Origin of the sequence: Citreimonas salinaria (assembly GCF_900107235.1) — a bacterium.
Classification (GTDB): domain Bacteria; phylum Pseudomonadota; class Alphaproteobacteria; order Rhodobacterales; family Rhodobacteraceae; genus Citreimonas; species Citreimonas salinaria.
Genome location: NZ_FNPF01000009.1, coordinates 34394 through 58897, shown reverse-complemented (window position 1 = coordinate 58897; position 24504 = coordinate 34394). Strand labels below are relative to the sequence as shown.

17 protein-coding genes are annotated in these 24504 nt (G+C 69.7%); 6 read left to right on the top strand and 11 right to left on the bottom strand.

Features of this window, described 5'->3' with window-relative positions:
* Positions 1-11 precede the first annotated feature (11 nt).
* From BLW27_RS12165 to BLW27_RS12135, 7 genes are all read right to left on the bottom strand, one after another.
* The gene (locus tag BLW27_RS12165; RefSeq protein ID WP_089883772.1) at positions 12-1316 is read right to left on the bottom strand and encodes a GumC family protein; all 1305 of its coding nucleotides are present in this window, start codon (positions 1314-1316) and stop codon (positions 12-14) included.
* A 175-nt stretch (positions 1317-1491) separates the two neighbouring features.
* Positions 1492-2139, bottom strand: coding sequence for a 4'-phosphopantetheinyl transferase family protein (locus BLW27_RS12160; RefSeq protein WP_089883663.1), 648 nt, complete (start codon positions 2137-2139; stop codon positions 1492-1494).
* Positions 2136-6722: a MupA/Atu3671 family FMN-dependent luciferase-like monooxygenase gene (locus BLW27_RS12155; RefSeq protein WP_089883662.1), complete on the bottom strand. Its 4587-nt coding sequence runs from the start codon at positions 6720-6722 to the stop codon at positions 2136-2138. Before BLW27_RS12155 ends, BLW27_RS12160 begins: the two co-directional genes overlap by 4 nt.
* Positions 6723-6726: 4 nt before the next feature.
* Positions 6727-7725, bottom strand: a complete 999-nt coding sequence (locus BLW27_RS12150; RefSeq protein WP_089883771.1) for a glycosyltransferase family 2 protein — start codon at positions 7723-7725, stop codon at positions 6727-6729.
* A gap of 4 nt (positions 7726-7729) precedes the next feature.
* The gene (locus tag BLW27_RS12145) at positions 7730-14161 is read right to left on the bottom strand and encodes a type I polyketide synthase (RefSeq protein ID WP_089883661.1); all 6432 of its coding nucleotides are present in this window, start codon (positions 14159-14161) and stop codon (positions 7730-7732) included.
* Positions 14162-14362: 201 nt separating this feature from the next.
* Positions 14363-14758 carry a hypothetical protein gene (locus BLW27_RS12140; protein ID WP_089883660.1) on the bottom strand — a complete coding sequence of 132 codons (396 nt, stop codon included), beginning with the start codon at positions 14756-14758 and terminating at the stop codon, positions 14363-14365.
* Positions 14755-15957 (bottom strand): pyridoxal phosphate-dependent aminotransferase, encoded by a 1203-nt coding sequence (locus tag BLW27_RS12135; RefSeq protein ID WP_089883659.1) that lies wholly within the window; start codon positions 15955-15957, stop codon positions 14755-14757. The genes BLW27_RS12140 and BLW27_RS12135 overlap by 4 nt, the downstream gene beginning before the upstream one ends.
* An 88-nt stretch (positions 15958-16045) precedes the next feature.
* Between BLW27_RS12135 and BLW27_RS12130 the strand changes: the two genes are divergently transcribed.
* The 3 genes from BLW27_RS12130 to BLW27_RS12120 all read left to right on the top strand — a co-directional run bounded on the left by BLW27_RS12130 (position 16046) and on the right by BLW27_RS12120 (position 17441).
* Positions 16046-16468 (top strand): helix-turn-helix domain-containing protein, encoded by a 423-nt coding sequence (locus BLW27_RS12130; protein ID WP_089883658.1) that lies wholly within the window; start codon positions 16046-16048, stop codon positions 16466-16468.
* Positions 16469-16517: 49 nt separating this feature from the next.
* A complete protein-coding gene (locus BLW27_RS12125; RefSeq protein WP_089883657.1) occupies positions 16518-16805 on the top strand; it encodes a succinate dehydrogenase assembly factor 2 in 288 nt (95 codons plus the stop codon).
* A gap of 138 nt (positions 16806-16943) precedes the next feature.
* Positions 16944-17441, top strand: a complete 498-nt coding sequence (locus tag BLW27_RS12120) for a MarR family winged helix-turn-helix transcriptional regulator (protein ID WP_089883656.1) — start codon at positions 16944-16946, stop codon at positions 17439-17441.
* 105 nt (positions 17442-17546) lie between these two features.
* Here the strand turns inward: BLW27_RS12120 and BLW27_RS12115 are convergent, their stop codons facing one another.
* On the bottom strand, positions 17547-18275 hold the full coding sequence (locus BLW27_RS12115) for a DUF1194 domain-containing protein (protein ID WP_342708063.1): 729 nt from the start codon (positions 18273-18275) through the stop codon (positions 17547-17549).
* Positions 18269-18703: a VOC family protein gene (locus tag BLW27_RS12110; protein ID WP_089883655.1), complete on the bottom strand. Its 435-nt coding sequence runs from the start codon at positions 18701-18703 to the stop codon at positions 18269-18271. Before BLW27_RS12110 ends, BLW27_RS12115 begins: the two co-directional genes overlap by 7 nt.
* Positions 18704-18848: 145 nt before the next feature.
* Between BLW27_RS12110 and thyX the strand changes: the two genes are divergently transcribed.
* Positions 18849-19763 carry an FAD-dependent thymidylate synthase gene (gene thyX, locus BLW27_RS12105; RefSeq protein WP_089883654.1) on the top strand — a complete coding sequence of 305 codons (915 nt, stop codon included), beginning with the start codon at positions 18849-18851 and terminating at the stop codon, positions 19761-19763.
* Positions 19760-21007: a hypothetical protein gene (locus BLW27_RS12100; RefSeq protein WP_143042253.1), complete on the top strand. Its 1248-nt coding sequence runs from the start codon at positions 19760-19762 to the stop codon at positions 21005-21007. The genes thyX and BLW27_RS12100 overlap by 4 nt, the downstream gene beginning before the upstream one ends.
* 420 nt (positions 21008-21427) lie before the next feature.
* Here BLW27_RS12100 and BLW27_RS12095 read toward each other — a convergent pair whose 3' ends face one another.
* Entirely contained in the window at positions 21428-21838 is a 411-nt protein-coding gene (locus BLW27_RS12095; RefSeq protein ID WP_089883652.1) for a BrnA antitoxin family protein, read from the bottom strand.
* Between the two features lie 177 nt (positions 21839-22015).
* On the opposite strand from BLW27_RS12095, the gene parE reads away from it, so the two are divergent.
* On the top strand, positions 22016-23974 hold the full coding sequence (gene parE / locus BLW27_RS12090; protein WP_089883651.1) for a DNA topoisomerase IV subunit B: 1959 nt from the start codon (positions 22016-22018) through the stop codon (positions 23972-23974).
* Positions 23975-24141: 167 nt separating this feature from the next.
* On the opposite strand, the gene BLW27_RS12085 is transcribed toward parE, so the two are convergent.
* Positions 24142-24393, bottom strand: a complete 252-nt coding sequence (locus tag BLW27_RS12085) for a hypothetical protein (RefSeq protein ID WP_089883650.1) — start codon at positions 24391-24393, stop codon at positions 24142-24144.
* Positions 24394-24504 lie beyond the last annotated feature (111 nt).

Genomic DNA, 24504 nt, shown 5'->3' with positions numbered 1-24504 from the left:
ACGCGAAACCTTCAGGTCCCGCCGAAGAACAGTCTCGAGATCGCGTTGGTCAGCCCGCCGGTGCTCAGCCAGGCCCCGACGAAAAGCAGCACGGCGAAAGCCGCGGCCCAGCCCATCCGCATGTGGTTCTCGTGCCGCCGGTCGGCCTCGTTGTTGACATAGGGCACCGCCACGACCGGCGACACGCCCAGCGCGCGCTCCATGTGGCCGGTGGTGCGGATCGCCGGGTTCACGAGCTCGATCGCGGCGGCGAAGGCCAGCCCGGCGGCGAAACTGAGCATCGCGCCCAGCAAGGCCGCCGATTGCCGGCTGCGCGAGACAGCGGTCGCCGGCACCAGCGCGGTCTCCAGCACCTCGATGCGGTCGGTCTGCTCGCGGTCCTGCAGTTCCTGTCCCAGCTCGGCCTCGGCCTTGCGACGGGCCAGAACGGTATATTCCTCCTGCAATTGCGCCAGCGCCCGCTCGCGCGCGCTCAGGGCGCGCTCGACCTCGGGGGCGTCGGCCAGCATGGCCTCGACCTGCTCGATCCGCGCCTGCAGCAGCGCGCGCTGCTCGCGCAGCAGCGCCTCGTTGCGCGCCTGCACCGATTCACGCTGGCGGTCGGCCGACGTCTGAAGCGCGACGATCCGGCTGTCGATGTCCAGCTGGCTGGCGCGCAGAGAACTGAGCTGGCGGCGCAGTTCCACGAGCCCCTCGGGAAGCTGTTCGGCGTTGGCGCGTTTGAACTCCGCCAGTTCGGCCTCCAGTGCCTCGATCTCGTCGCGCACGCGCGCCTCTTCGGTGGCGAAGAAGTCGAGCGTCTCGCGCGCGCGTGTGATGCCGCGATCGCGTGAATGCGCGACCAGCGTGTTCATCAACTCGTTCGCCACGTCCGCGGCCTTCTGCGGGTCTTCCATCCGCACCGTGATATAAAGCCCCGACGGAACCTCGGCCGCCCCGCCCAGCGGGTTGACGATCTCCTCGATCGAGGACGCTTCGCGCATCAGGGCCAGCCGTTCGGTGACCGGCATGGCCGGATCGTCGGTGAACAGGTCGTATTTCTCCATCACCGCCAGAAGGCTGTCGCGCGCCATGAGCCGCTGTTCGATCAGGCGCACGCGGCGCGACGCCTGGCCGGTCTCGGTGCCCGCGCCGGCCAGGCCGCCGGGAACGCGTGCCTCCTCGACCTGCAGGACGGCGGTCGCCTCGTAGACCTTCGGCATCTGCAGCGCGTAGAACAGCGACAGGATGCAGCCGGTGATCGTGATGACCAGGATCACGAAGGCCCGCCGCCGCAGCGCCGCGATGATCTCGTCGAGCGATTGAAACCTGTCCATCATGCGCTCCCGCAAAAGGTGGTCGAGTCGTTCGGCCGGACCGCGCCGCTGCGCGCATCGCGCGGTGCGCCTGCGTAGCAGAACGCAAGCGGCGCTGTCACGCCCGCAGGGTGCGACCGCCGGCGAAGCCGCGTCGGCGTGGTGTCAGGACGACGCAGGCGCGCAGCGACCCGCATCAGGACCCACCCGCGGCCGGTACCGCGCAGAGGCTGAGGATCCAGCCCGACGCGCGCCACTGGTGCAGCGGCAGCGCGCGGTCGCGCCACGGGGGCGGCAGCGCGTCGGTCCCCTCGCCGTCCAGGTGCACGCGGTCGCCGCAGACCCGCGCCGCGTCGAAACCGATCATCGCGCCCGTCGCCGGAAACTGCGCCTTGAAGGCCGCCTCCTTGGCGCCGAACGTGGCCAGCGGATCCGTCTGGCCCTCGTCCGTGCGCAGGATCGCCGCGCCGGTTTCCGCGTCCAGCGGCGTGTCCCGTTCCAGATCCAGCCCGACGCCCGCCCAGTCCGTGCTTCGCCCGACCGCCGCAACCGCCAGCCCGCCCGCATGGGTGATCGAGCCGACGACCCCCTCGGGCCAGACCGGCGCCCGGTCTGCTCCCTGCCGGATCGCGCCTGCGGGCAGCCCCATGCGGACCAGCGCCGCGCGCGCGGCGATCCGCCCGGCAACGAAGTCCGCGCGCCGGGGCGCCCGCGCCCGGGTCATCGCCAGCGCCTCGTCGGGCCAGAGCGCGTCGAGGTCGTCGCGCGCGGGCACCGCCGCCCGCCACAATCCCGGTGGCCAGCCCGCATGGTCGAGCAGCGCAGCACGCTCGGCTGGGTTCATGCGGATCGACGCGCCCGCATCGCGCGGCGCCGGGCCATGGCCGCCTCGCGCGCAGTGCCCGGTCCGCCCTCCGGCGGCGCCACAGGGGCGGGCGGCTCGGGCAGCGCTCCACGCAGGGTCGCGACACGCGCGGCAAGGTCGGAAAGAACCGGGAAGCGGAAGATGTCGGTGATCGTCAGGTCGGGCACCTCCAGCGCCTCGCGGATGTCGCGGTGCACCCGGACCGCCAGCAGCGAATGCCCGCCGAGGTCGAAGAAATTGTCGCGCGGACCGGCCCGCGACACCCCCAGAACCCGCTGCCACAGCGCCGCCAGCCGGTCCTGCACCTCTGCCGCCTCCCGCGCCGGCCGCGCCGCGGGCGCGCCTTCCGGCGCCGGGACCGCGGCCAAAGGCGCGGCTGCGGGGGCTTCGGATGCGCGCGCCGTCAGGGCCACGCGGTCGATCTTGCGGTTGGGCGTCAGCGGGAAGGCATCCAGATGCACGAAGCGCGCAGGCACCATCCAGGCCGGCAGCCGCGCGGCCAGCGCGGCGCGCAGCCGCTCGGGGTCACGCGCCTCACCGGTGTAGTGCGCAACCAGCCGAAGGTCGCCCGGCGCGGCCTGGTGCGCAATGACCACCGCTTGCGTGACGCCCTCCTGCGCGTCCAGCGCGGCCTCGATCTCGGCGGGTTCGATCCGGTGGCCGCGCAGCTTGATCTGGTCGTCGGCGCGCCCGAGGAAGCGCAGCGCCCCGTCCGGATCGCGGCGCACCAGGTCCCCGGTCCGGTACATCCGCGCGCCGTGGAACGGGTTTTCGACGAACCGCTCGGCCGTCAGGTCGGGCCGGTTCCAGTAACCGCGCGCCACGCCCGCGCCGCCGATCCACAGCTCGCCCTCGGCGCCCAGCGGCACCGGCTGGCGCTTCTCGTCCAGCACGTAAAGCTGCGTGTTGGCGATCGCCCGGCCCAGCCCCGCGACGTCCTCGTCGGGCGTGGGTCGGGTCGCGGTCGACCAGATCGTCGCCTCGGTCGGGCCGTAGAAGCCGGTCAGCGCGGCGCCGGTCGCATCCGCCAGATCGCGCACCAGCGCGCCGGGCAGCGGCTCTCCACCCAGGAACAGGTGGCGCACCCGGCCCAGCGCCGCGCGCGTGTGCGGATCGGCCAGCAGCAGCCGCGCCATCGACGGCGTGCATTGCAGGTGCGTCACCCCGTGCCGCGCGACCTGCGCCGCGATCGAGAAGTCGCCCGCGGCCGGCCCCGTCGCGCGCCGCGCCTGCACGACGCGTGCCAGCGGCCGCAGCCCCTCCAGCACGGTGTCGGTGGCGATGCCGTAATCGATCAGGCAGGCCACCTCGGTGACGCCGATCGCGCGCAGCGCATCGACCCGCGCCAGCGCGTCCTCGACCGTGCCGAACAGACCGCTTTCGGTGAAATACCGCTCGAACGCGAAGTCGAGGATCGCGTCCAGCTCCTCGGGCGCCACCTCGTCCAGCGACAGGTCGAACGCGTTGTCCACGCCCTTGGGGCGCTTGAAGGCCGGGAAGGCCCAGGCGTATTGCTTGATCAGCCCGGCCGCGGCGCGCAGGTACACCTTCATCGGGCCGCGCGCGATCTCGCGCGCATGCTCGCGGCTGTCGGACACGAAGGTGTGCAGCATCAGCGTCACGGCGAAATCCGCCGGATCGTGCCCCGCACCGCGCAGCGCCTCGTGGTAGATCGCGATCTTGCCCGCCACCTCGTCCACGCTCTGCCCCAGAAGATGCGTCAGCAGGTGGCACCCCAAGGCCCCCGCCTGGCGCCAGGTCTCGGGGTTGCCGGCGGTGGTCATCCAGACCGGCAGATCGGCCGAGACCGGGCGCGGCTGGGTCACGACCGCGTGCAGGCTTCCATCGGCGCGAGGGAATTCCACCGCCTCGCCGCGCCACAGCCGGCGCACCTGGTCCAACGCCTGTTCGGTCGCGGGCTTGTTGTCGGGCGGCGCGTTTTCCGGACGCAGGACGAAATCGTCGGGCTGCCAGCCGCTGGCTATGGCCATCCCGGCGCGGCCGTTCGTGAGGTTGTCGATCACCGCCCATTCCTCGGCGATGCGGGCGGGATGGTGCAACGGTGCCACCACCGACCCGCCGCGCACGCCGATGGTGCGCGTTAACGCCGCCACCGCCGCGCCGGTGACCGAGGGGTTGGGGTAGGGCCCGCCGAAGGCGTGGAAGTGCCGCTCGGGCGTCCAGACGGCGGCAAAGCCATTGTCGTCGGCAAAGCGTGCACCCTCCAGCAGCAGGCGGTACTTGTCGCTTCCCGCGCCGTCGTCGTTGCCCCAGTAATAGAGCGAGAAATCCATGCCCTCGCCGTCGGACACGGGCCCGCCGGCATTCCGCGCCGGAGCGTCGCCCGCGATCACCACGCGCAGGCCCCGCGCCAGCGTCCAGAACAGCTCGAGCACCGAGATGTCGAAGGACAGCGACGTGACCGCCAGCCACGTGTCGCCGGGCGCATGGGGCACGTGCGCGTCCATCCCGGTGAAGAAGTTCGACACCGCGCGATGCTCGATCATCACGCCCTTCGGCGCGCCGGTCGAGCCGGAGGTGTATATCAGGTAGGCGAGGTCGCCGCCCGAGGCGCCACCCTGCGGGCGCGCGTCGGGTGCGGCATCGATTTCCGGATCGGCGTCCAGCGCCAACGTCTCCAGCCCCTCCGGCAGCGTCGCGGCCAGCGCGGCGTTCGTGACCATCACCTGCGCGCCGCTGTCCTCCAGCACGTGGCGCAGCCGCGCCTGCGGATAAGCCGGGTCCATCGGCAGGTAGGCGCCACCCGCCTTCTGGATGCCCAGCGCGCCGGCCAAAAGGTCGATTCCCCTCGGCAGGCAAAGCCCCACGACCGTGCCCGGCGCCACGCCGCGCGCGCGCAGCACATGCGCGATCCGGTTGGCGCGGGCGTCCAGCGCCGCGTAGCTGATCGCACGATCCTCGAAGATCGCGGCGGTGGCGTCGGGGGTGCGGTCGACCTGCGCCTCGAACGCGGCGTGGATCGTCAGGTCCGCGTCGAAGGGAGTCCCGGTCGCGTTCGGCGCGTCGATCAGCGCGGCGCGCTCGTCGGGGTGCATCTGCGGCAGGGCGGCGGCATCCGCACCCGGCGAGGCGGCCCCCGCGATCGTCTCCAGCCGCCGCGCCAGGCGTTCGGCCATGTCGGGATCGATCCGCGCGGTGTCCACGTGCAGCACCGGGTGCTCGCCCAGCTCGACCGTCAGCGCGCAGCCGTCGATCGCGCCGGCGCCGTCGGACAGCCCCAGCGCAGGCTGCGCCAAGGGCCGCAGGCCCGGCTCGCGCAGCGGCAGGTCGCGGGCAAAGCCGCCATGCGCGCGCAGCAGCGCGATCTCGCCCGCCATGGCCGCGCCCAGCGTGCTCATTCTGCCATCGGCCAACGGCAGGCGCAGCGGCACCCAGGCGCAGACGATTCCGCCGCGCGACGTCTCGGCCAGTGCACCGTCGTACCAGGCGATCGCCTCGCCCGGCCGGGCCATCCGCGCAGCCCAAAGCGCGACCGAGGCCAGATCGGCGCCGCCCAAAGCCAACGGCCGCGTCCGCACCGCGCCCTCGCCCGCCCGCAACCCCGGCAAGGACAGCGGCGCATGGGTCGCGATACGGTCGCGCCAGAACCCTTCGTGCCGCGCGATCCGCCGGACGCGGTGGTCCAGCGCCGCGATCTCCTTGGCATCCGGGCCTGCCAGCAGCACGCCCGGCGCGGCGATGTCCACGCCGCCCAGCGCCGCGCCATCGCCCACGTCGCGCAAGCCCGTCAGCACAAGCGCGCCCGTGCCGCAGGCCACGGTGATCCCGGCCGCGTCGGCCGCCAGCACCATGCCCGGCGCCGCGTCCGCGTCCGTCACCCGCGCCTGCCCGACGGCCACGAGGCGCCCGTCATGGCGCAGCTTCGGCAGCGCCAGCGGGTTGCGGTAAGGCCCGTGATCCAGCGCGCGCACGAGACGTTCGAGCACCTCGGCCGGCTGGCGGAAATCCAGCAGCGCATGACCGGCGGGACGGTCGCCGCGCGCGTGGTAGCGGCGCCGTTTCAGGTCCTGCGGATGACGCGCCAGCGTCCCCGCCTGCAGCTGGTCCAGCAGGGCGTCGAACCCGGCCAGCCCGGCCTCGAAGGCGCGGGTGTTCAGGCTCAGGCCCGTGTCGGCCCCGGTGATCGGGAACGGCCGTCCGACCAGCACGTCGCCGGTGTCGATGCCAGGCTCGACCATGTGCCAGGTGATGCCATGCGTCGTCTCGCCGTCGATCAGCGCCCAGACAGGCGTGTTCAGCCCGGCGCGCTCCGGCAAAGGGCCGTCGTGGAAATTGACCGCGCCCTTGCGCGGCAGCGCCAGCACGGATTCCGGAAGCACCCGCAGGTTGGCAATCGACAGCAGCCAGTCGAACCGCAGCGTGGGCAGCGCGCCATCCAGACCACCCGGCGCGATCACCGCAAAGCCCTGCCCCCGGGCCCATTCCGCCACCGGCTCGGCCGCCGTCACCACCGCCTCGACCGTGCCGCCGCGCGCCAGCAACCTTTCGCCGCAATGCATCAGCAGCGTGTCGTCGCCGATCAGGACCGTGCTCAAGCTCATGGCGCTACTCCTGTCGCATCGGGGTCACCCCGCGCCGCCGTCGCCGCGGCCGAGATCCGAAAGCCGCCGCAAGATCGTGGGCCGCGAGATCGCGCAGGAAATGGTCGGGACCCTCGTCCCTCCGCCGCCCCAGCACGCAGCGCAGCCGCCACAGCGCGCCGCCCGCCAGGTGGCCCAGCGTGGCGGCGCAGGCATATGCCAGCCCGTGGGTCTTGCGGAAATAGTGCCTGCGGCTGTCGAACCAGTAGGCCGGCACCCGCGCGCGCCGTTTCAACCCCGTCGAGGCCGAGCCGATATGCACCACGCGGCTTTCGCGCACGAAGTGGCGCTCATGTCCTGCATCGGCGGCGCGACGGCACAGGTCGGTTTCTTCGAAATACAGAAAGAACGTCTCGTCGAACGCCCCGATCCGGTCCAGCACCGACCGCCGGATCATCATCGAAGCGCCGGCGAGCCAGTCCACCGGCCCGCTCTCGGCCGGTATGCCGGGGCTGACCACGTGGCGCCGCAGCAGGCGCGTGACCGGTCCGGTGCGCGCAGCATCCTCGATCTCGGACCACACGGACGGAAACCGGAACGCGGTCTCATGCGGCGCGCCGTCCTCGCCCTGCGTATAGCTTCCGGCAATCCCGGCCTCGGGATGGGCCTCGAGATACGCGACGAGGGTTGCGATCGCGTCCGCTTCGGGGAAGGCGTCCGAGTTCAGCAGGTAGACGTAGTCGGGCTGCGTGCCGTCGGACATCCCCGCGCGCATCCCGATGTTGTTGCCCGCGCCGAAGCCGTTGTTCACGTCCGACAATATCAGCCGCACCGGCGCGCTGCGCGCCCAGTCCTCTTGGGCCAGCGCCTGCGCCAGCGCCAGGTCCGAGCCGTCGCCGCTGGCATTGTCGACGATGATCAGCTCGGCCTTCAGCCCCTGCATCGCGGCCAACGCGGCGCGCGCCGCGCGCAGGGTCATCGGCGCGGTGCGGTAGTTCAGGATGATCACGAGAATGCCCGGCATCATGTCACTCGGCCGCCTCGACGCGGTATGCCGACGCGTCGCCTTCGGCCCGGCGCAGGACGTCGCGGATCATCGCCGCCAGCACGCGGACATTGGGTTCGAGCACCATCGAATCGTGGTCGCCCGGCACCTCGTGCACGGCAAGGTCGGTGGCATGGATGCTCCAGTCGTTGTCGTGCAGCGCATAGGTCCGGTCCGACCGGACCGCCCTGCCCCCGGTCACCCGCCACGCGCCTTCCAGCGGCGGCCGGAACAGCGCCACCCACCCGTCCCACGCTTGCGGCCGGTAGACCGCGACGGCGCGGTAGAACGCGGCTTCGATCTCGGCGTTGTGGAAGCTGTCGCCGTCCTCGGTCGCGGCCGTTGCCCTGCGCCGCGTGAACTCCCACGCGATCCGGTTGCGCGCCCAGGTCAGCGGGTAAAGCGGCCCCGCGGCGCGCGCCTTGTGCCACTGGATGACCGCCCGGTCGCGCCACAGAAGCGGCCGGCGGCGCGGCAGCGGCGTGTCCAGCATGACCACGACCGGCACGTCCTCTCCGGCATCCCGAAGCTGCTGCGCGATCTCGAAGGCCGTGATCCCTCCGCCCGAGAATCCGCCCACCAAGTAGGGACCGTGCGGCTGCACTTGCCGCATCTCGGCGATGTAGTCGGCGGCGGCCTCCTGAATCGTCTCGTGCGGCGGGTCTTCGCCGTAAAGCCCGCGCGCCTGCAGCCCGTAGACCGGCCGGTCGGCCCCAAGCAGGGTGGCGAGGTGGCGCAGGTTCAGCACGTTGCCGAACATCCCCGCGACCAGGAAGAACGGCCGCCGCGCGCCGCCGTCGCCCTCGTGCATCGGCACCACGTGGGCAAAGCGGCGCGCCGACAGCGCGGAAACCGTCGCTGTCGGGCCCTCGACTTCGGCCGGCGCGGACGCCCCCGTGCGCGCCTCGATCAGCGCGGCGCAGGCGCGGATCGTGGGCGCCTCGAACAGCACCGAGATCGGGAAGTCCACCGCATAGGTCCTGCGGATCAGTGCGAACAGCCGCACGGAGATCAGCGAATGGCCGCCGAGGTCAAAGAAGCTGTCGCGCACCCCGATCTCGGCGATGCCCAGCAGGTCGGACCAGAAGCCCGCCAGCGTCTTCTCGATCTCCGTCTCGGGTGGCTCGTAATCGCTGTCGAGCTGCGGCCGCTCGAATCCGCCGGCCGCCTGTGCGCCCTCCGGCGCGCGCTCCGCCTCGGCCAGAAGCGCGTCGAGGTCGAGCGCGCTGACCGCCACCTGCCCCAGTCCCGAGTCCAGTGCCCGCCGGAATGCCTGCGCGCCTTCGGCGGGACGGATGCCCAGACGCGCCATGCGCGCCAGCCGCTCTTCGGCCGGGCTGCGCGGGGCATCGGCGTCGTCGTATTCCATCTCGGGCGCGGTCGGTTCGGGCACGTTGCGCAGCACGTCCGGGCTGGCCAGCCGCCGGATCGTGAAACCCTCGATCTCGATCACGACGGCGCCATCGGGCCCCGCAAGCACGATGTCGAAGCTGACAGTTTCCGCCTCGGCGCGGTTGTCGCCCGCGTTGCGCACCCAGCTGAGCACCCGCGACGGCAGCGCCCCGTGCACCCGCACGCGCCCATAGCGGACGGGCGCCCACAGGTTCGTCGGCTCCCAACCCTCGATCAGCTCCATCGCCCAGCCTGTCGCGATGTCCAGCAGCGCCGGGTGCACCAAGCAGCCATCGTCCCGCGCCTCGGGCGCCAGCGACAGCGCGGCCAGCCCCTCGCCCTCGCCCAGCGCCACGCTGTGCAGGACCTGCCAGCGCGGCCCGAAATCCAGCAACGGCGTCTGGGCCGAGGCCATCCGCCCCCCGCCACCCCGTGGCGCGCCCAGCCGCGCGCGGATCGCGTCCAGGTCCAGCGGCGCGGGGCGCGGGAACGCGGCCGGCGACAGCCCCGCCTGCGCGATCCGCGCCCGGCCGGCCCGGCCGTCCACGCTGAAATCGGCCAGCACGTCCATGTCGTAGCCGCCACCCGCCCGCCGCAGCCGCGTGCGCATGGCGCGCGCGCCGCCGTCCGGCACGCGCAGCGGGCGCAGCAGGTCCAGGTCGCGGATCTCGAACGGGCCGTCCTCGCCCTGCGCGGCCAGCGCATGGGCGGCCAGCGTCACGCAGGCCGCCCCCGGCAGCAGCGCATCGCCCGCCCGCGTGCGGTGCTCGTCCACCACCCAATCGTCGGTGCTCAGCCGCGCGTCGAAGACCCTGTCGCCTCGCGCGTCGACGCCCGCGCTGCCCAGCAGCGGCAGCGCCACCGGCTCGGCCTCGACCCCGCGCGCGACCGCCTCGGCGGCCATGCCGACCTCGGACCAGATGCCCCAGTCGATCGCCACGACCCGCGTCGCTCCGCCCGCGCGCGACTGAGCGTAGGCGTCCAGGAACGCGTTCGCCGCCACGTAATCGACCTGCCCCGCCGGCGCGGTGATGGTCGAGCTGGACGAGAACAGCACCATCCAGTCCACCGCCCCGTCGGGAAAGACCGCGCCCAGCACCTGCGTTCCGTGCACCTTGGGCGTGAACACGTCCTCGACCGCGGACAGGCTCTTGCCCAGGATCGGGGCGTCGCGCATCACGCCCGCCGCATGGATCACGCCAGTGATCCGGCCGAACCGCGCCTCGGCCTCGGACCGGATCTGCGCCATCCGGGGCGCGTTGCACACGTCGCCCGCCGCGACCATCACCTGCGCGCCCGCCGCTTCCAGCTCCCGCACCGCGCGGATGCGCCGCGCCGTGCCGCCGCCCCGCCGCAGGACCGCATCCCACGCCTCGTGCGGGGGCAGGGCCTCGCGCGACACCAGAACCAGGTGCGCACCCCGCGCGGCGAAGTCCCGCGCCAGCGTCAGCCCGACGCCGCCGAGGCCGCCGGTGATCAGCACCACGTCGCCCCGCCCGGGCGCCTGCCCGGCTGCGTCGAGCGCGACGCGCCGCATCGCCCATTCGTAGCGCTGCCCGTCGCGCAGGGCGGCCACGCGGTTGCCCGGCGCGGCGCGCAGCTCTTCCAGCACGCCGCGCAGCACCGCCTCGAGGCCGCGCGCGCGCGCGGCCTTTTCGGCGGCGCGGCCCCGCCGCGCCGCCGCCGGCAGGTCCACGTCCAGCGTCGTCACGCTCACCCCCGGAAACTCGCGCGGGATCACCCGCGCGGGCCCCGCCAACGTCGCCTTGGCCGGATGGCGCAGCGGCGCCTCGCCCAGCCGCGCCGCGTCCGACGTCACCACCACCACGTGAGGCGTCATCCCGCCGCGCTCGCCCATCGCCTGCGCCAGGAACAGCAGCGCGTAGAAACCCTGCTCCTGCACCCTATGGAAGAAGCTCGAACCGGGGCGGTGCCCCTCGCCCTCGGTCACCAGCCAGAAATGCCCGATCCGGTCGGGCAGCAGGTCGCGCTCGGCCAGCGCCTGCAACAGCCGGTCGTATTCTCCGCGGCCCTGTTCCGGCGCAAGGACGAAGCTGCCGTCGCCGCGCGCTCCGAAGCGATCGCCGGGATACACCAACGTCACGCGATGCCCCTCGGCCCGCAATTGCGCGGCGGCGGCGTCGGCCAGTCCGGCCTCGTCGGCGAACAGCAGCCAGGTCTGCGGCTCGCGCGCGTCTTCCAGCGCCCTGCCCTCCGGGTCGAGGTCGACCGCCAGCGGCTGCGGCCGCCAGACCGGCCGCCAGCCCCAGCGCGAAACGTCGTCCTCGCGCACCAGCGCGGGGCGCGCGGGCGCCGCGACCTCGCGCCCCGGCTCGATGAAATAACGCTGGCGCTGGAACGCGTAGGTCGGCAGCGGCACGCGCGCCCGCCCCTGGCCCCAGATCTGCACCCAGTCGATCGCCACCCCCAGCGCCGCAAGCCGACCCAGAACCTCGAGCAGGTGCCGGTCATCGGCAACTACGTCGTCGGGACGACGCAGCGAGGGCAGCGCCTGGTTCGCGCTCACGCGCGGGTTCTGCCGCGCGAGCCCGGTCAGCGCGCCACCCGGCCCGACCTCGAGGAAGACGCGGTTCTCGCGCGCCAGCGTCTCGATGCAGTCCGCGAACAGCACCGTGTTCCGCAGGTGGCCCACCCAGTAATCCGGATCGGTGGCCTGCCCGTCGGTCATCATCCGGCCGGTGCGGTTCGACACCAGCGGGATGCGCGGCGGGTGCAGCGCGATGCCGCGCAGATAGGCGCCGAAACGATCGAGGATGCCGTCCAGCATCCGGCTGTGCGCGGCGACGTCGATGCCGATGCGCCGGTACTCGACGCCGTCCTCGGCCAGCCGCGCGGCCAGCGCGTCCAGCGCCGCCTGCGGCCCGGATGCGACCGACACGCCCGGCGCGTTCTCGGACGCGAGGTCCAGCGCCTCGCCCAGCCGTGCGCGCAACTCGGTCGCCGGCAGCGCCACCGACAGCATGCCTCCCGGTTCGACCGTGTCGAACAGCATGCCGCGCAGGTGCACCAGACCGATGCAATCCTCGAAGCCGATCACGCCCGCGACGCAGGCGGCGGCGTTCTCGCCCATCGAGTGCCCGGCCAGCACGGTCGGCTCGATCCCCCAGCCGCGCCACATCTGCGCCAGCGCGTATTCCACGATCATGATGAGCGGCAGCTGCAGCGACGGGCGCTGCAACGCCTTGTCCGCCGCGTCCTCGGCGCCCGGTTCGGGCAGCCACAGCGCGCGGATGTCCGCATCCGTCAGCGTGGCGAGGTGATCCAGCCCCCGGTCCATCCACTCGGCGAAGACCGGCTCGGTCTCGTAGAGGTCGCGCGCCATGCCGGCGTATTGCGCGCCGCCGCCGGGGAACAGGAACGCCACGTCCGGCGATTCCAGCGCGCGGTGCTGATGCAGGCGGCGGGGATCGCCGCCCTCCAGCAGGCGCGCGGCCTCGTCGTGGGTGCCGGCGACGACGACCATGCGCCGGTCGAAGGCGCGGCGGCCGCGTTGCAGCGTGAACGCGACGTCGGCCAGGTCCTGTTCCGGATGCGCGCGCAGATGCGCCGCCAGCCGCACCGCATTGTCCTCCAGCGCCGCCCGGTTGCGCCCGGAGACCGTCAGGACCTGGAACGGCCAGTCGGACTCGGCCGCCGCCGCACGCGCCGGCGCCTCCTCCAGAACCGCGAAGGCGTTGGTGCCGCCTACGCCCAGGCTGTTGATCCCGGCGCGGCGCGGATGGTTGCCGCGTGGCCAGTCTGTCAGCGCATCCGCCACCCGGAAGGGCGAGCCGTCGAAGGCGATGGCGGGGTTCGGCCGTTCGAACCCTAGGCTGGGCGGAATCTTCGCGTGATGCAGCGCCAGCGCGGTCTTGATCAGCCCGGCCACGCCCGCCGCCGTGTCCAGGTGGCCGATATTCGTCTTGACCGAGCCGATCCGGCAATGCCCCACCGCGGCGGACGTCTCGCGGAACGCCTGGCTCAGCGCCGCCACCTCCAGCGGGTCGCCCAGCCGAGTGCCGGTGCCGTGCCCCTCGACATAGTCGATCGTCTCGGCGGGCACGCCCGCCAAAGCCAGCGCCTCGGCCACCGCCCGCGCCTGCCCCTCGACCGACGGGGCGAGGTAGCCCGCCTTCTGCGCGCCGTCGTTGTTGACCGCGCTGCCCTTGAGCACCGCCCAGACATGGTCGCCGTCGGCCAGCGCATCCGCCAGCCGCCGCAGCACCACGACCCCCGCGCCCGAGCCGAAGACCGTCCCCTGCGCCCGGTGATCGTAGGCGTGGCAGGCGCCGTCCGGGCTCAGCACCTCGTTCTCGCGATACAGATACCCCCGGCCCTGCGGCAGCTCGATCGTCACGCCCCCGGCCAGCGCCATGTCGCATTCCCCGGTCAGCAGCGCCTGCGCCGCGTAATGCACCGCCACCAGCGAGGTCGAGCACGCCGTCTGCAGGTTCACCGACGGCCCCGTCAGGTCGAAGGCATGGCTGACGCGGGTGGTCAGGAAATCCTTGTCGTTGCCCGTATGGCGCAGCAGGAACATCCCCGTCCCGTCCACCAGGTTGGGATTGCTGCACAGGTTGAAGTAGAAGTAGCTGCCCATTCCGCAGCCGCCCCAGACGCCGATCCGCCCGTCGAAGCCGTCCGGCACGTGGCCCGCGTTCTCCATCGCCTCCCACGCGGTTTCCAGGAACCGGCGGTGCTGCGGGTCCATGATCGCCGCCTCTTTCGGCGACAGGCCGAGGAACTCGGCGTCGACCTCGTCGAAGCCGTCGAGCGGCGCGGCGAAGGGCACGTAGGCCGGGTCGCCCAGCCGCGCCGGGTCCTCTCCGGCGGCGCGCAGCGCGTCCTCGTCCAGCCGCGCGATGGCCGAGCGGCCTTCCACGAGGTTGCGCCAATAGCTCTCGATGTCCGCCGCACCGGGAAGGTGGGCGGCCATCCCCACGATGGCGATGTCGCCGTCGTGGGCGGCGGAAATGCTCTCGCCCTCCCGGGCGATGCGAGCATCGGGCGGCGGCTGGCGCATGGCACGCTCCTGACGATTGCGCGGCTCGCGTTCTACGGTTGCGCGCTGCCACCATGATAGGGAAATGCGCAGAAAGTGCGGCGGATTCCGGAATTCACTGTGATTGCGCGCGGCCGGCTGTGGCCCGCCCGGTACATCGCACGCGCCCTGCGCGAGGTCGGAAGCGATCAGATCAACCCAAGATCGGTCCGCCGCGCTTTCTCAACTCTTGGAGTCAAGCCGCGCGGCCTTGCGGCGCACCAGGACCGCCCGCAGATCGTGCATCGCCAGCAGCAGCGCGTCGCTCACCGCCTCCAGGTCCGCATCGTCCGCCCGCGCCTGCGCCCAGTGCGCCGTGCGCCCGATCAGCGCCACCGTGCGCGCCACGTCGTCCGGCCCGTCCACGGCATCCGCCTCGGCGGCCATCCAGTCGCGGATCGCGTCGAGATCGGCGTCGGACAGCACCCGGCCGCCCTGCGCGCGGATCTCGCCGCTGCCGGTCTTGACCACCGCCAGCGGCTCCATCTCGACGCGGCGGCTGCGCGGGTCCTCGGTCACGCGGAAGACCTGCGCACCCCCCGGCCGCCTGCGGAAGTAGAACGGCGGCAGGCCGGTCACGTCAGTCCGGCGCAGAACGCCTCGATCCGGTCGCAGGCCTGCGTCAGCATCTCGTCCGAGGCGGCGTAGCTGACGCGGAAATGCGGGCTCAGCCCGAAGGCCGCACCGAACACCACCGCGACGTCGTGCTCTTCCAGCAGCGCGGTGCAGAAGTCCTCGTCGCGTTCGATCCGCCTCCCGCCGGCGCTGGTCTTGCCGATGCAGCCCGAGATATCGGGATAGACGTAGAATGCGCCCTCCGGGACCGGGCAGATCACACCCGCGCAGGCGTTCAGCCGCGCCACCACCATGTCGCGCCGCTCGCGGAACGCCGCAGCGCGATCCGCCAGGAACGACTGGTCACCCTCCAGCGCCGCCAGAGCCGCCCATTGGCTGATCGAGCACGGGTTCGTCGTCGATTGCGACTGCAGCTTGCGCATTGCGGCAATCAGCGGCTCGGGGCCCCCCGCGTAGCCGATCCGCCAGCCGGTCATCGCGTAGGCCTTGCTGACCCCGTTCAGCGTCAGCGTGCGGTCCTTCAGCCCCGGCTCGACCTGCGCCGGCGTGACGAACGCGAACCCGTCGAAGGCGAGATGCTCGTAGATGTCGTCCGACAGCACCCAGACGTGGGGGTGCCGCATCAGCACGTCAGTCAGCGCACGCAGCTCGGACCGGGAATAGCCCGCGCCGGTGGGGTTGCTGGGCGAGTTGAACAGGAACCACTTGGTCCTGGGCGTGATCGCCGCCTCCAGCGCCTCGGCCGTCAGCTTGAAGCCGGTCTCGATGCCCGCCGGCACGATGACCGGCGTGCCGCCGCCCAGCCGCACGATGTCGGGATAGCTGACCCAGTAGGGCGCGGGCACGATCACCTCGTCGCCGGGGTTCAGCGTGGCGATCAGCGCGTTGAACAGCACCTGCTTTCCGCCCGACCCCACGCTGACCTGCGCGGGCGTGTAGTCCAGCCCGTTCTCGCGCCTGAACTTGGCGCAGATCGCGTCCTTCAGTTCGGGTATGCCGTCGGGGGCAGTGTATTTCGTGCGCCCGTCGCGGATCGCCGCGATCGCCGCGTCCTTCACATGATCCGGGGTGTCGAAATCCGGCTCTCCGGCGCTCAGAGATATAACGTCGCGGCCCGCGGCCGCCCTTTCGCGCGCCGTTTGTGTAATCGCAATGGTCGGCGAGGGTTGAACGCGCGCCAGCGCGTCGGAAAGGAATGACATGGAAGCCTGCGAAGGTTTGAAATGAACGCGCAACCGTCTTAGGTTGCGCCATCGCAGGGATCAAGCGCGCCGCGCAAAGGACATTGTTATGAGCACAGACATCGCCCTCACCGAGGACACGACCGGCCCCACGACCGACTGGTACGGCCCCGACGCGGCCACCTTCGGTGACCGCCTGGCCGCCGCCCGCGACGCCGCCGGCATGTCGCAGGGCGACCTCGCGCGGCGCCTGGGCGTCAAGCTCAAGACCCTGCAATCGTGGGAAAACGACATGGCCGAGCCGCGCGCCAACCGGCTGTCGATGACCGCCGGACTGCTGGGCGTGTCGATGGTCTGGCTGATCACCGGCGAGGGCGAGGGCCTGCCCGCCCCCGATGATTCCGCCAGTGTGGGACCGGACATCAACGCGATCCTGCTGGACATCCGCGCGGTGAAGATCCAGCTGCAGGCCGGCAGCGAGAAGCTCTCGCGCCTGGAAAAGCGCCTGCGCGCGATGCTGGCGACGCAGTAGCGACGGCGCGGCCGGGACCGCGGACATGACAGGCAGCACGGAGAGTGCAATGAGCACGGCGAACCTGAACATCGCGCCCGAGGACCGCGCCACGCGCCTCAAGCGGCTGCACATGCGCTCGATGCGGCGCGGCATCAAGGAAATGGACATCCTACTGATGCGCTACGCCGATGCGCGGCTGGCGCAGATGGACGCAGCAAGGCTCGATACCTACGAGGCGTTGCTGCACGAGAACGACCAGGATCTCTACCAATGGGTCTCCGGCCAGATAGACCCGCCTGCGCGCTTCGCGCCGCTTGTCGACGACATCCGGGCCGTCGCCTCCTTCGGCCCCTGAATCGCGCTGTCGCGCGGCCCAGCCGTTGCGCGACCGTCACCCGACCGCGCGCTGTTTCGAAAAAAACGCAACGCGTTTAACGCAATGTTGGGTATTTTAGCCACATCTTCGCCGCAGTGTCACAACGCGGAGATGGTTATGAGTATACATGCCTCCATGGCGCCCGAGACCGATCAGGGCTTCATGGCCAGCTATCTTGAATCGCTGGGACTTCTGGAACGGCTGCACCGGCTGCTTCTGGACGTCATCAAGGATGAGTTCGAGCGCCTCGGCATCATCGACCTGAACGCCGTTCAGGCGCTGCTGCTGTTCAACATCGGCGACAACGAGGTGACGGCCGGCGAGTTGAAGACCCGCGGCTATTACCAGGGTTCGAACGTGTCCTATAATCTCAAGAAGCTGGTCGAGATGGGCTACATGCACCACCAGCGGTGCGAGATCGATCGCCGGTCGGTCCGCGTCCGCCTGACCCAGCGGGGCCGCGAGATCCGCGAGATCGTCGCGGGCCTGTTCGAACGCCACGCCGACGGCCTGCAATCGAAGGGCGCGCTGTCCTTCGACGGCATGGACGAGATCACGACCGCGCTGCGGCGCGTCGAACGCTACTGGTCCGATCAGATCCGCTACATCTACTGATCCGACCTACGGCTACAGAACGTAGCCGCGCGCGGGGCCCCATGGCCGGCGCACCCAGACCCTCTCCCGCACATCGCGCAGCCCGCGCACCATCCGCCCTTGGCCTCAGCCCGGCGGCATCGGCGCGCCCGACGCGCCCACCAGGCGGTTCTCGATCTCGCGGTACAGCTTGCGCACCATCGCCGCCCGGAACCCGTCGTACCCCTCCGCCGTCTCGACGAAGCTGCCCGGACCGCGGCGCAATTCGTGTTCGTAGTGATCCACCACGTCCGGATCGGCGCCCAGCACTGCCAGCCCGTTCACCGTCACGCCCTCGAAGGGAAAGTTCCGGTAGGCCGGGCGCGGCCAGAACCCGTCGTTGGTGATCCCGTCGCCCGACACGTCGATCACCCGCCGCGCGCAATCGGGCGCGCGCTGCATCATCGTCGCCCCGAAGCCCAGCGCATAGCCCAGCGCCGTGGGAAACCGCGCATAGCTGCGCTGCGTGCGCGCCAGCCGGTCGGCGACCGCGTCGATGTCGGCGCGGCTGCGCAGCACCACCCAGTCCTGCACCACGACCGATTGCCGCCGGCCGCTCCACTCGTAGACCGCCAGCGCGACGCGCCCGCCCTGCCCCAGCAGCGCGCCCACGATGTCGGGATCGGTCAGCGCCGCCGCCAGTCCGTCGCGCTGCAACGCGTATTCCCGCTCATCGACCGAGGACGACACGTCCAGCGCCAGCAGCAGCGCCAGCCGGCAATCCTCCTGCGCCAGGGCCATGCCCGGCGCCAGCGCCAGCAGGCCCGCCAGCGCGCACGCGCCCGCGCGCGCCGGCAGGCCTCCAAGGCCTACCAATGCCCGGTATTCTCCATGCTCGCCCAGGGCTCCTTCGGCGGCAGCGCCTCGCCCTCCTGCAGCAGCTCGACCGACACGTTGTCGGGCGAGCGCACGAACGCCATGTGCCCGTCGCGCGGCGGCCGGTTGATCGTCACGCCCGCCTTCTGCAGCGTCTCGCACATCTCGTAGATGTCCGGCACGGTGTAGGCCAGGTGCCCGAAATGCCGGCTGTCGCTGGGCAGCCCCTCGTCGCCGTCCCAGTTGTACGTCAGCTCGACGTCGTGATGCCCGTCGGCCTGCTCGGGCGGGCACAGGAACACCAGCGTGAAGCGCCCCTTCTCGTTCTCCATCCGGCGCCGCTCGGTCAGCCCCAGCAAATTGTAGAACGCGATCGACGCGTCCAGGTCCTTCACCCGGACCATCGTGTGCAGATACTTGATACCCATCGGTCTCTCCTTTTGCCTTCGCCCAAGGCTAGCACCCGCGCCACGCTTGTCGAGCCACCGGCGGCAACACCGCATATCGGCGTTTCCCCGAAAGCCCCCACAAGATAAGGTAGAACCCGACTCACGCGCCCGGAAAGGATTCGCCATGCCCCTCAGCCCCGACCAACAGGCCGAGATCACCGAGGCCCGCAAGGACACGCAGCCCACCCTGCGCGCCACCGCCCCGGGCATGGAGAAACACCTCTACACCGCGCACCCGGTGCTGGATCACGGCTTCGTCCGCGTGGTCGACTACATGGGCGACGATGCCGCCATCACCCAGGCCGCGCGCGTCAGCTACGGCCGCGGGACCAAGGCCGTCTCCAACGACGAAGGGCTGATCCGCTACCTGATGCGGCACTGGCACTCGACCCCCTTCGAGATGTGCGAGATCAAGCTCCACGTCAAACTGCCGGTCTTCGTCGCGCGCCAGTGGATCCGCCACCGCACCGCGAACGTGAACGAATACTCGGCCCGCTACTCGATCCTCGACCGCGAGTTCTACATCCCCGCGCGCGACAGCCTGGCCGCGCAATCGGCCACCAACAACCAGGGCCGGGGCGAGGCTCTGGAAGGCGCCGAGGCGCAGCGCGTGCTCGACTGGCTGCGCGAGGATTCCAACCGCGCCTACGACCATTACGAGGCGATGATCTCCACCGCCGGCCAGCAGGGCCTTGCGCGGGAACTTGCGCGCATGAACCTGCCCGCCAGCATCTACACGCAATGGTACTGGAAGACCGACCTGCACAACCTGCTGCACTTCCTGCGCCTGCGCGCCGACAGCCACGCCCAGTACGAGATCCGCGTCTACGCCGAGGCCATCGCCGCGATCACCGCCGACTGGGTGCCGTTCGCGTACAAGGCGCATCAAGATTACCGCATGGGCGGCGCCACCCTCTCCGCCGGCGCGCTTGATTGCGTGCGGCGCATGCTGAAGGGTGAGGAGGTCACGCAGGAGAACTCCGGCATGTCCAAGGGGGAATGGCGGGAGTTTCAGGGGGTTTTGGGGGAACGGAAATGACATCAGAAGTAATAATTATCAATAAATTTGGCCTTGCTCTAGCCGCCGATAGCGCTGTGACTGTCGAGCATGTACACAATTATGAGCGGATAACAAAAACCTATAATTCTGCGAACAAGCTTTTCTCCCTGTCAAAGCATGCGCCTGTCGGGGTGATGCTCTATAACACAGTAACATTAGGCGGCCTTCCCCTTGAGACTGTCATAAAGAACTATAGGGAGCAGCTCGGCAGAAGAAAGTTTGGCCGACTGTCGGAATATGCTGACGACTTCTTTGGCTATCTCGACGGCAATAGTGACCTCTTCCCTCGACAGGACACACAATTCATCACTGCCCTTCACCTTATGGACGAACTCCTTCCAATTCTAAGCTCCTCGACAAATAAGAAGGACTTCAAGGAGAAGCTAGAGGAAAGAGTAGAGGAGATTGAGAGCCTAGACCGCATCGAATGTCTCTCAGACAGCCAGATTGCCTCCGAAGTTAGAGCTTCGCGCAGCTTGCTCGACGACATCTCAAATCACATCTTTAGGGATCGAAAAAGCTACGCGACTGGGACAAAGAGCTTAGTCCAAAAGCTGTATAAAACCATGTTTTCGAGAAAGTACAAAACCAGCGGCTATACTGGCCTCGTTTTCGCGGGTTTTGGAGAGCGGGACTTTCTACCTTCGTTGTCACACTATTACGTTGACTGCATCTTTGCTGATAAGGTTCGCCGATGGGAAATAGAAGAACATTCACTGAGCAATACATCGCAGGGGCAAGTAATACCTCTGGCCGACAGCGAGGTAATGGAGACGCTTCTAAACGGCATGAACCCGCAATATGAGAAGGAAGCCAACTCACAAACGTTGACGGTTCTGGCGAAATCGATCCAAACAATCATTGAGCAACTGCCCCACGCAGATGAAGCAGAAAAGGAAAAGCTCAAGAAGGCTTCCATTAAGGCGTTAATAGCTGGATTGGATAGCTATCGAGAGGCTATGAAAGACTATAAGGATCAGCACTATTCCCGGCCAATCCGGCAGGCAATCGCCGCTTTACCGATCGCAGAACTCGGAAGCGTTGCTGAAACGCTGATCAATGTTTCGCATATTCACAAACGCGTGAATCCACAATTTGAGACTGTTGGCGGGCCCGTTGACGTTGCGGTCATCTCCAAGGGAGACGGCTTTGTCTGGGTGAAAAGAAAGCACTATTTTGATGCATCCATTAACCCCACATTTGCGTTGAAGTACCTAGGATAGCTTGCTACCCTTGGACGCATCAGAGACGGGGCAGAACATGGTTGGGCAACGCGGTGTTAAGAAGCACGTGTCTGAGGAGGAATTGCTCAAGTTGTTGCTTGAGCAAGAAAAATCAGACGATAAGCGACTCCAAGAGGCGCTTCGCAGAGTTGAGTTGACGTTCAGAGAAGAACTAGCGGCGCAAAGCGCGTAAGTTCCGCTAGCTGCCTATGCGTGTCGACATCGCTGGGGCTTCGAGGCAACCGTCATCCACACCCGGCAACGCGTCCCACCGTGGGACACCCTGTCGGCCTTCACCGACCCGCGGGCTCTGCCATACTCCGCGCCACGGCAGGGCGCGCCTGCGGAGCGGCGCCGCTGGCCATTGCCGCCCCCGCGCCGTGCGCTGCCTCCCCTGCCCGGCGGGCCCACCCCAACTTCTCACCGAATAATCCCCGCCTCGGTGTCGCCCCATTGGGTCCGCGACTCGCGGGCCTTCTTCTCGACCTCCTCGGGGCGCATGATGTAGTCGGACGTGTCCGGCCCCTCGATCACCTTGGCCAGGCGGAAATGCATGAAAGCGCGCAGCACCCGGTTCATCCGGTGCTGGTAGCCCGGCCCCATCGCCTTGAAGAACCGCACCACGTCCGCGTCGAACGCCACGGTGCAGCGCGTGCGCTTGCCGTCGCGGCGGTCCGGGTCGTCGGCGATGGCGTGCCAGTCGCGCGGACAGCCCTTGTGCGTCCACATGACGTTGAGCAGGTCGCGCTCGACCATCTCCATCGCGTCGACGCCGTACATGAAGTTCAGCCGCTCGGTCTTGGTCATCTCGGTCAGCTTGGGGCGGGGCATTTGGGTGGCTCCTGTGGGTGGTCGGGACGGGCCGACCCTGCCGCGGCCGGGTTAAGGCATGTTGTGCGGGCCGTGCGCATGGATTGTGCATGCGTCGTGCACGGGATGTGACCCGCCCCTTTCCGCCGTCCGCGGGCTCTGCCATACTCGGGGCCAAACCAAGAATGCGAGCAGCACATGGCCGAAGATCTCCTGCACGGGCACGAGCCCTCCGATTACGACGCCTCCTCGATCGAGGTGCTCGAGGGGCTGGAACCCGTCCGGAAACGCCCCGGCATGTATATCGGCGGCACCGACGAACGCGCCCTCCACCACCTCGTCGCCGAGGTGCTCGACAACTCGATGGACGAGGCCGTGGCCGGCCACGCCAACCGGATCGAGGTCACGCTGCACGCCGATTATTCCTGCGAAATCAGGGACAACGGCCGCGGCATCCCGATCGACCCGCACCCCAAGTTCCCCGGCAAGTCCGCGCTCGAGGTGATCCTCTGCACCCTCCACGCGGGCGGCAAGTTCGGCGGCAAGGCCTACGAGACCTCCGGCGGCCTGCACGGCGTCGGCGCCTCGGTCGTGAACGCCCTGTCGGATTCCATGGTCGTCCAGGTCGCCCGCAACCGCGAGCTCTACGAGCAGCGCTTTTCCCGCGGCGTCCCTCTGGGCCCGGTCGCCAAGATCGGCCCCGCCCCCAACCGCCGCGGCACCGCCGTCACCTTCCACGCCGACAAGGATATCTTTGGTTCTCATAGGTTTAAGCCCGCCCGCCTGCTCAAGATGGTGCGGTCCAAGGCCTACCTCTTCTCGGGCGTGGAAATCCGCTGGAAGACCGCCATCGACGACGGCGAGACGCCCGCCGAGGCCACGTTCCACTTTCCCGGCGGCCTCGCCGACTACCTGTCCGAAACGCTGGGCGGCGCGACGACCTACGCCGCCGCCCCCTTCGCCGGCACCGTCGATTTCCGCGAGAAGTTCGGCCTGCCCGGCAAGGTCGAGTGGGCGATCAACTGGACGCCGTCCCGCGACGGGTTCATCCAGTCCTACTGCAACACCGTTCCCACCCCCGAGGGCGGCACACACGAGGCCGGCTTCTGGTCCGCGATCCTCAAGGGCATCCGCGCCTACGGCGAGCTGGTCGGCAACCGCAAGGCCGCGCAGATTACCCGCGACGACCTGGTCGCCGGCGGCTGCGCGCTGGTGTCCTGCTTCATCCGCGAGCCCGAGTTCGTCGGCCAGACCAAGGATCGCCTCGCCACCAGCGACGCCCAGCGCCTGGTCGAGCAGTCCGTGCGCGACCACTTCGACAACTGGCTGGCCGCCGACACCAAGTCCGCCGGCGCAATCCTCGACTTCCTCGTCCTGCGGGCCGAGGAACGCCTGCGCCGCAAGCAGGAGAAGGAGACCCAGCGCAAGTCGGCCACCAAGAAGCTGCGCCTGCCCGGCAAGCTGACCGACTGCACGTCCAAGACCCGCGAGGGGACCGAGCTGTTCATCGTCGAGGGCGACAGCGCCGGCGGGTCGGCCAAGGGCGCGCGCTTTCGCGAGACGCAGGCGCTGCTGCCGCTGAAGGGCAAGATCCTGAACGTGCTGGGCGCCGCGTCGAACAAGCTGACCTCGAACGCCGAGATCCGCGACCTGTGCGAGGCGCTGGGGGTCGGGCTGGGCTCGAAGTTCAACATCGACGACCTGCGCTACGAGAAGATCATCATCATGACCGACGCCGACGTGGACGGCGCTCACATCGCGTCGCTGCTGATGACCTTCTTCTATTCCCAGATGCGGCCGCTGATCGACAACGGGCACCTCTACCTTGCCTGCCCGCCGCTGTTCCGCCTGACCCAGGGCGCCAGGCGCGTCTACGTCGCCAACGACGCCGAGAAGGAGCGCCTGCTGGCGCAGGGTCTGGGCGGCAAGGGCAAAATCGACCTGCAGCGCTTCAAGGGTCTGGGCGAGATGGACGCCAAGGACCTGAAGGAGACGACGATGGACCCGGCCACGCGCCGGCTGATCCGCGTCACGATCGACGAGGACGAGCCGGGCGAGACCAGCGACCTGGTCGAGCGTCTCATGGGCAAGAAGCCCGAGCTGCGCTTCCAGTACATCCAGGAGAACGCCCGCTTCGTGGAGGAACTGGACGTCTGAGCGCCGCGGCATGTCCCACGGTGGGACATGCTTGCGCCTCAACGGAATCAATGACTTGCAGAGACGGATTCACGAAGCGTTAGGCTTTGGTGCCGGAACAGGCCGCACGCGCGGGGAGCTGGCCGGCGGCGGCAAGGCCCCGGACGGGGCCTTGCGCGGGTCGCGGATCACTCGGCGCGGGTCAGGCTGTCGATGCTGGTCAGACCGTCTTCGCCGGCGGTCGTGTAGACCATGCGGACGCGGTCACCGGCGACCAGATCCTCGGGCACAGTGACCGAGGCGGAGAGTTCCCACACGGTCTTGTCCTCGAGCACCAGCAGACCGGCCACGCGGTCGTAGGCCAGGATGGTGCCGGTGGTTTCATCGGCAAGGGCGGGGGCAGCGGCAAGGAGTGCGGCGGAAAGCAGAAGGGCGCGCATGGGCGTGGTCCTGAAAGGCGTCGTTGCCCTGGGGACGATTCCTTGCGGCGGCCGGGCTGACGCTGGGTCCGGCTGGCGACGGGATGTGCGCCTTTTCCCCGAGTCGCACAA

Coding starts and splice junctions, on each gene's coding strand:
- BLW27_RS12165 (WP_089883772.1), bottom strand. CDS start 1,316: ATGGACAGGTTTCAATCGCTCGACGAGATCATCGCGGCGCTGCGGCGG.
- BLW27_RS12160 (WP_089883663.1), bottom strand. CDS start 2,139: ATGAACCCAGCCGAGCGTGCTGCGCTGCTCGACCATGCGGGCTGGCCA.
- BLW27_RS12155 (WP_089883662.1), bottom strand. CDS start 6,722: ATGAGCTTGAGCACGGTCCTGATCGGCGACGACACGCTGCTGATGCAT.
- BLW27_RS12150 (WP_089883771.1), bottom strand. CDS start 7,725: ATGCCGGGCATTCTCGTGATCATCCTGAACTACCGCACCGCGCCGATG.
- BLW27_RS12145 (WP_089883661.1), bottom strand. CDS start 14,161: ATGCGCCAGCCGCCGCCCGATGCTCGCATCGCCCGGGAGGGCGAGAGC.
- BLW27_RS12135 (WP_089883659.1), bottom strand. CDS start 15,957: ATGTCATTCCTTTCCGACGCGCTGGCGCGCGTTCAACCCTCGCCGACC.
- BLW27_RS12130 (WP_089883658.1), top strand. CDS start 16,046: ATGAGCACAGACATCGCCCTCACCGAGGACACGACCGGCCCCACGACC.
- BLW27_RS12125 (WP_089883657.1), top strand. CDS start 16,518: ATGAGCACGGCGAACCTGAACATCGCGCCCGAGGACCGCGCCACGCGC.
- BLW27_RS12120 (WP_089883656.1), top strand. CDS start 16,944: ATGAGTATACATGCCTCCATGGCGCCCGAGACCGATCAGGGCTTCATG.
- BLW27_RS12110 (WP_089883655.1), bottom strand. CDS start 18,703: ATGGGTATCAAGTATCTGCACACGATGGTCCGGGTGAAGGACCTGGAC.
- thyX (WP_089883654.1), top strand. CDS start 18,849: ATGCCCCTCAGCCCCGACCAACAGGCCGAGATCACCGAGGCCCGCAAG.
- BLW27_RS12100 (WP_143042253.1), top strand. CDS start 19,760: ATGACATCAGAAGTAATAATTATCAATAAATTTGGCCTTGCTCTAGCC.
- BLW27_RS12095 (WP_089883652.1), bottom strand. CDS start 21,838: ATGCCCCGCCCCAAGCTGACCGAGATGACCAAGACCGAGCGGCTGAAC.
- parE (WP_089883651.1), top strand. CDS start 22,016: ATGGCCGAAGATCTCCTGCACGGGCACGAGCCCTCCGATTACGACGCC.
- BLW27_RS12085 (WP_089883650.1), bottom strand. CDS start 24,393: ATGCGCGCCCTTCTGCTTTCCGCCGCACTCCTTGCCGCTGCCCCCGCC.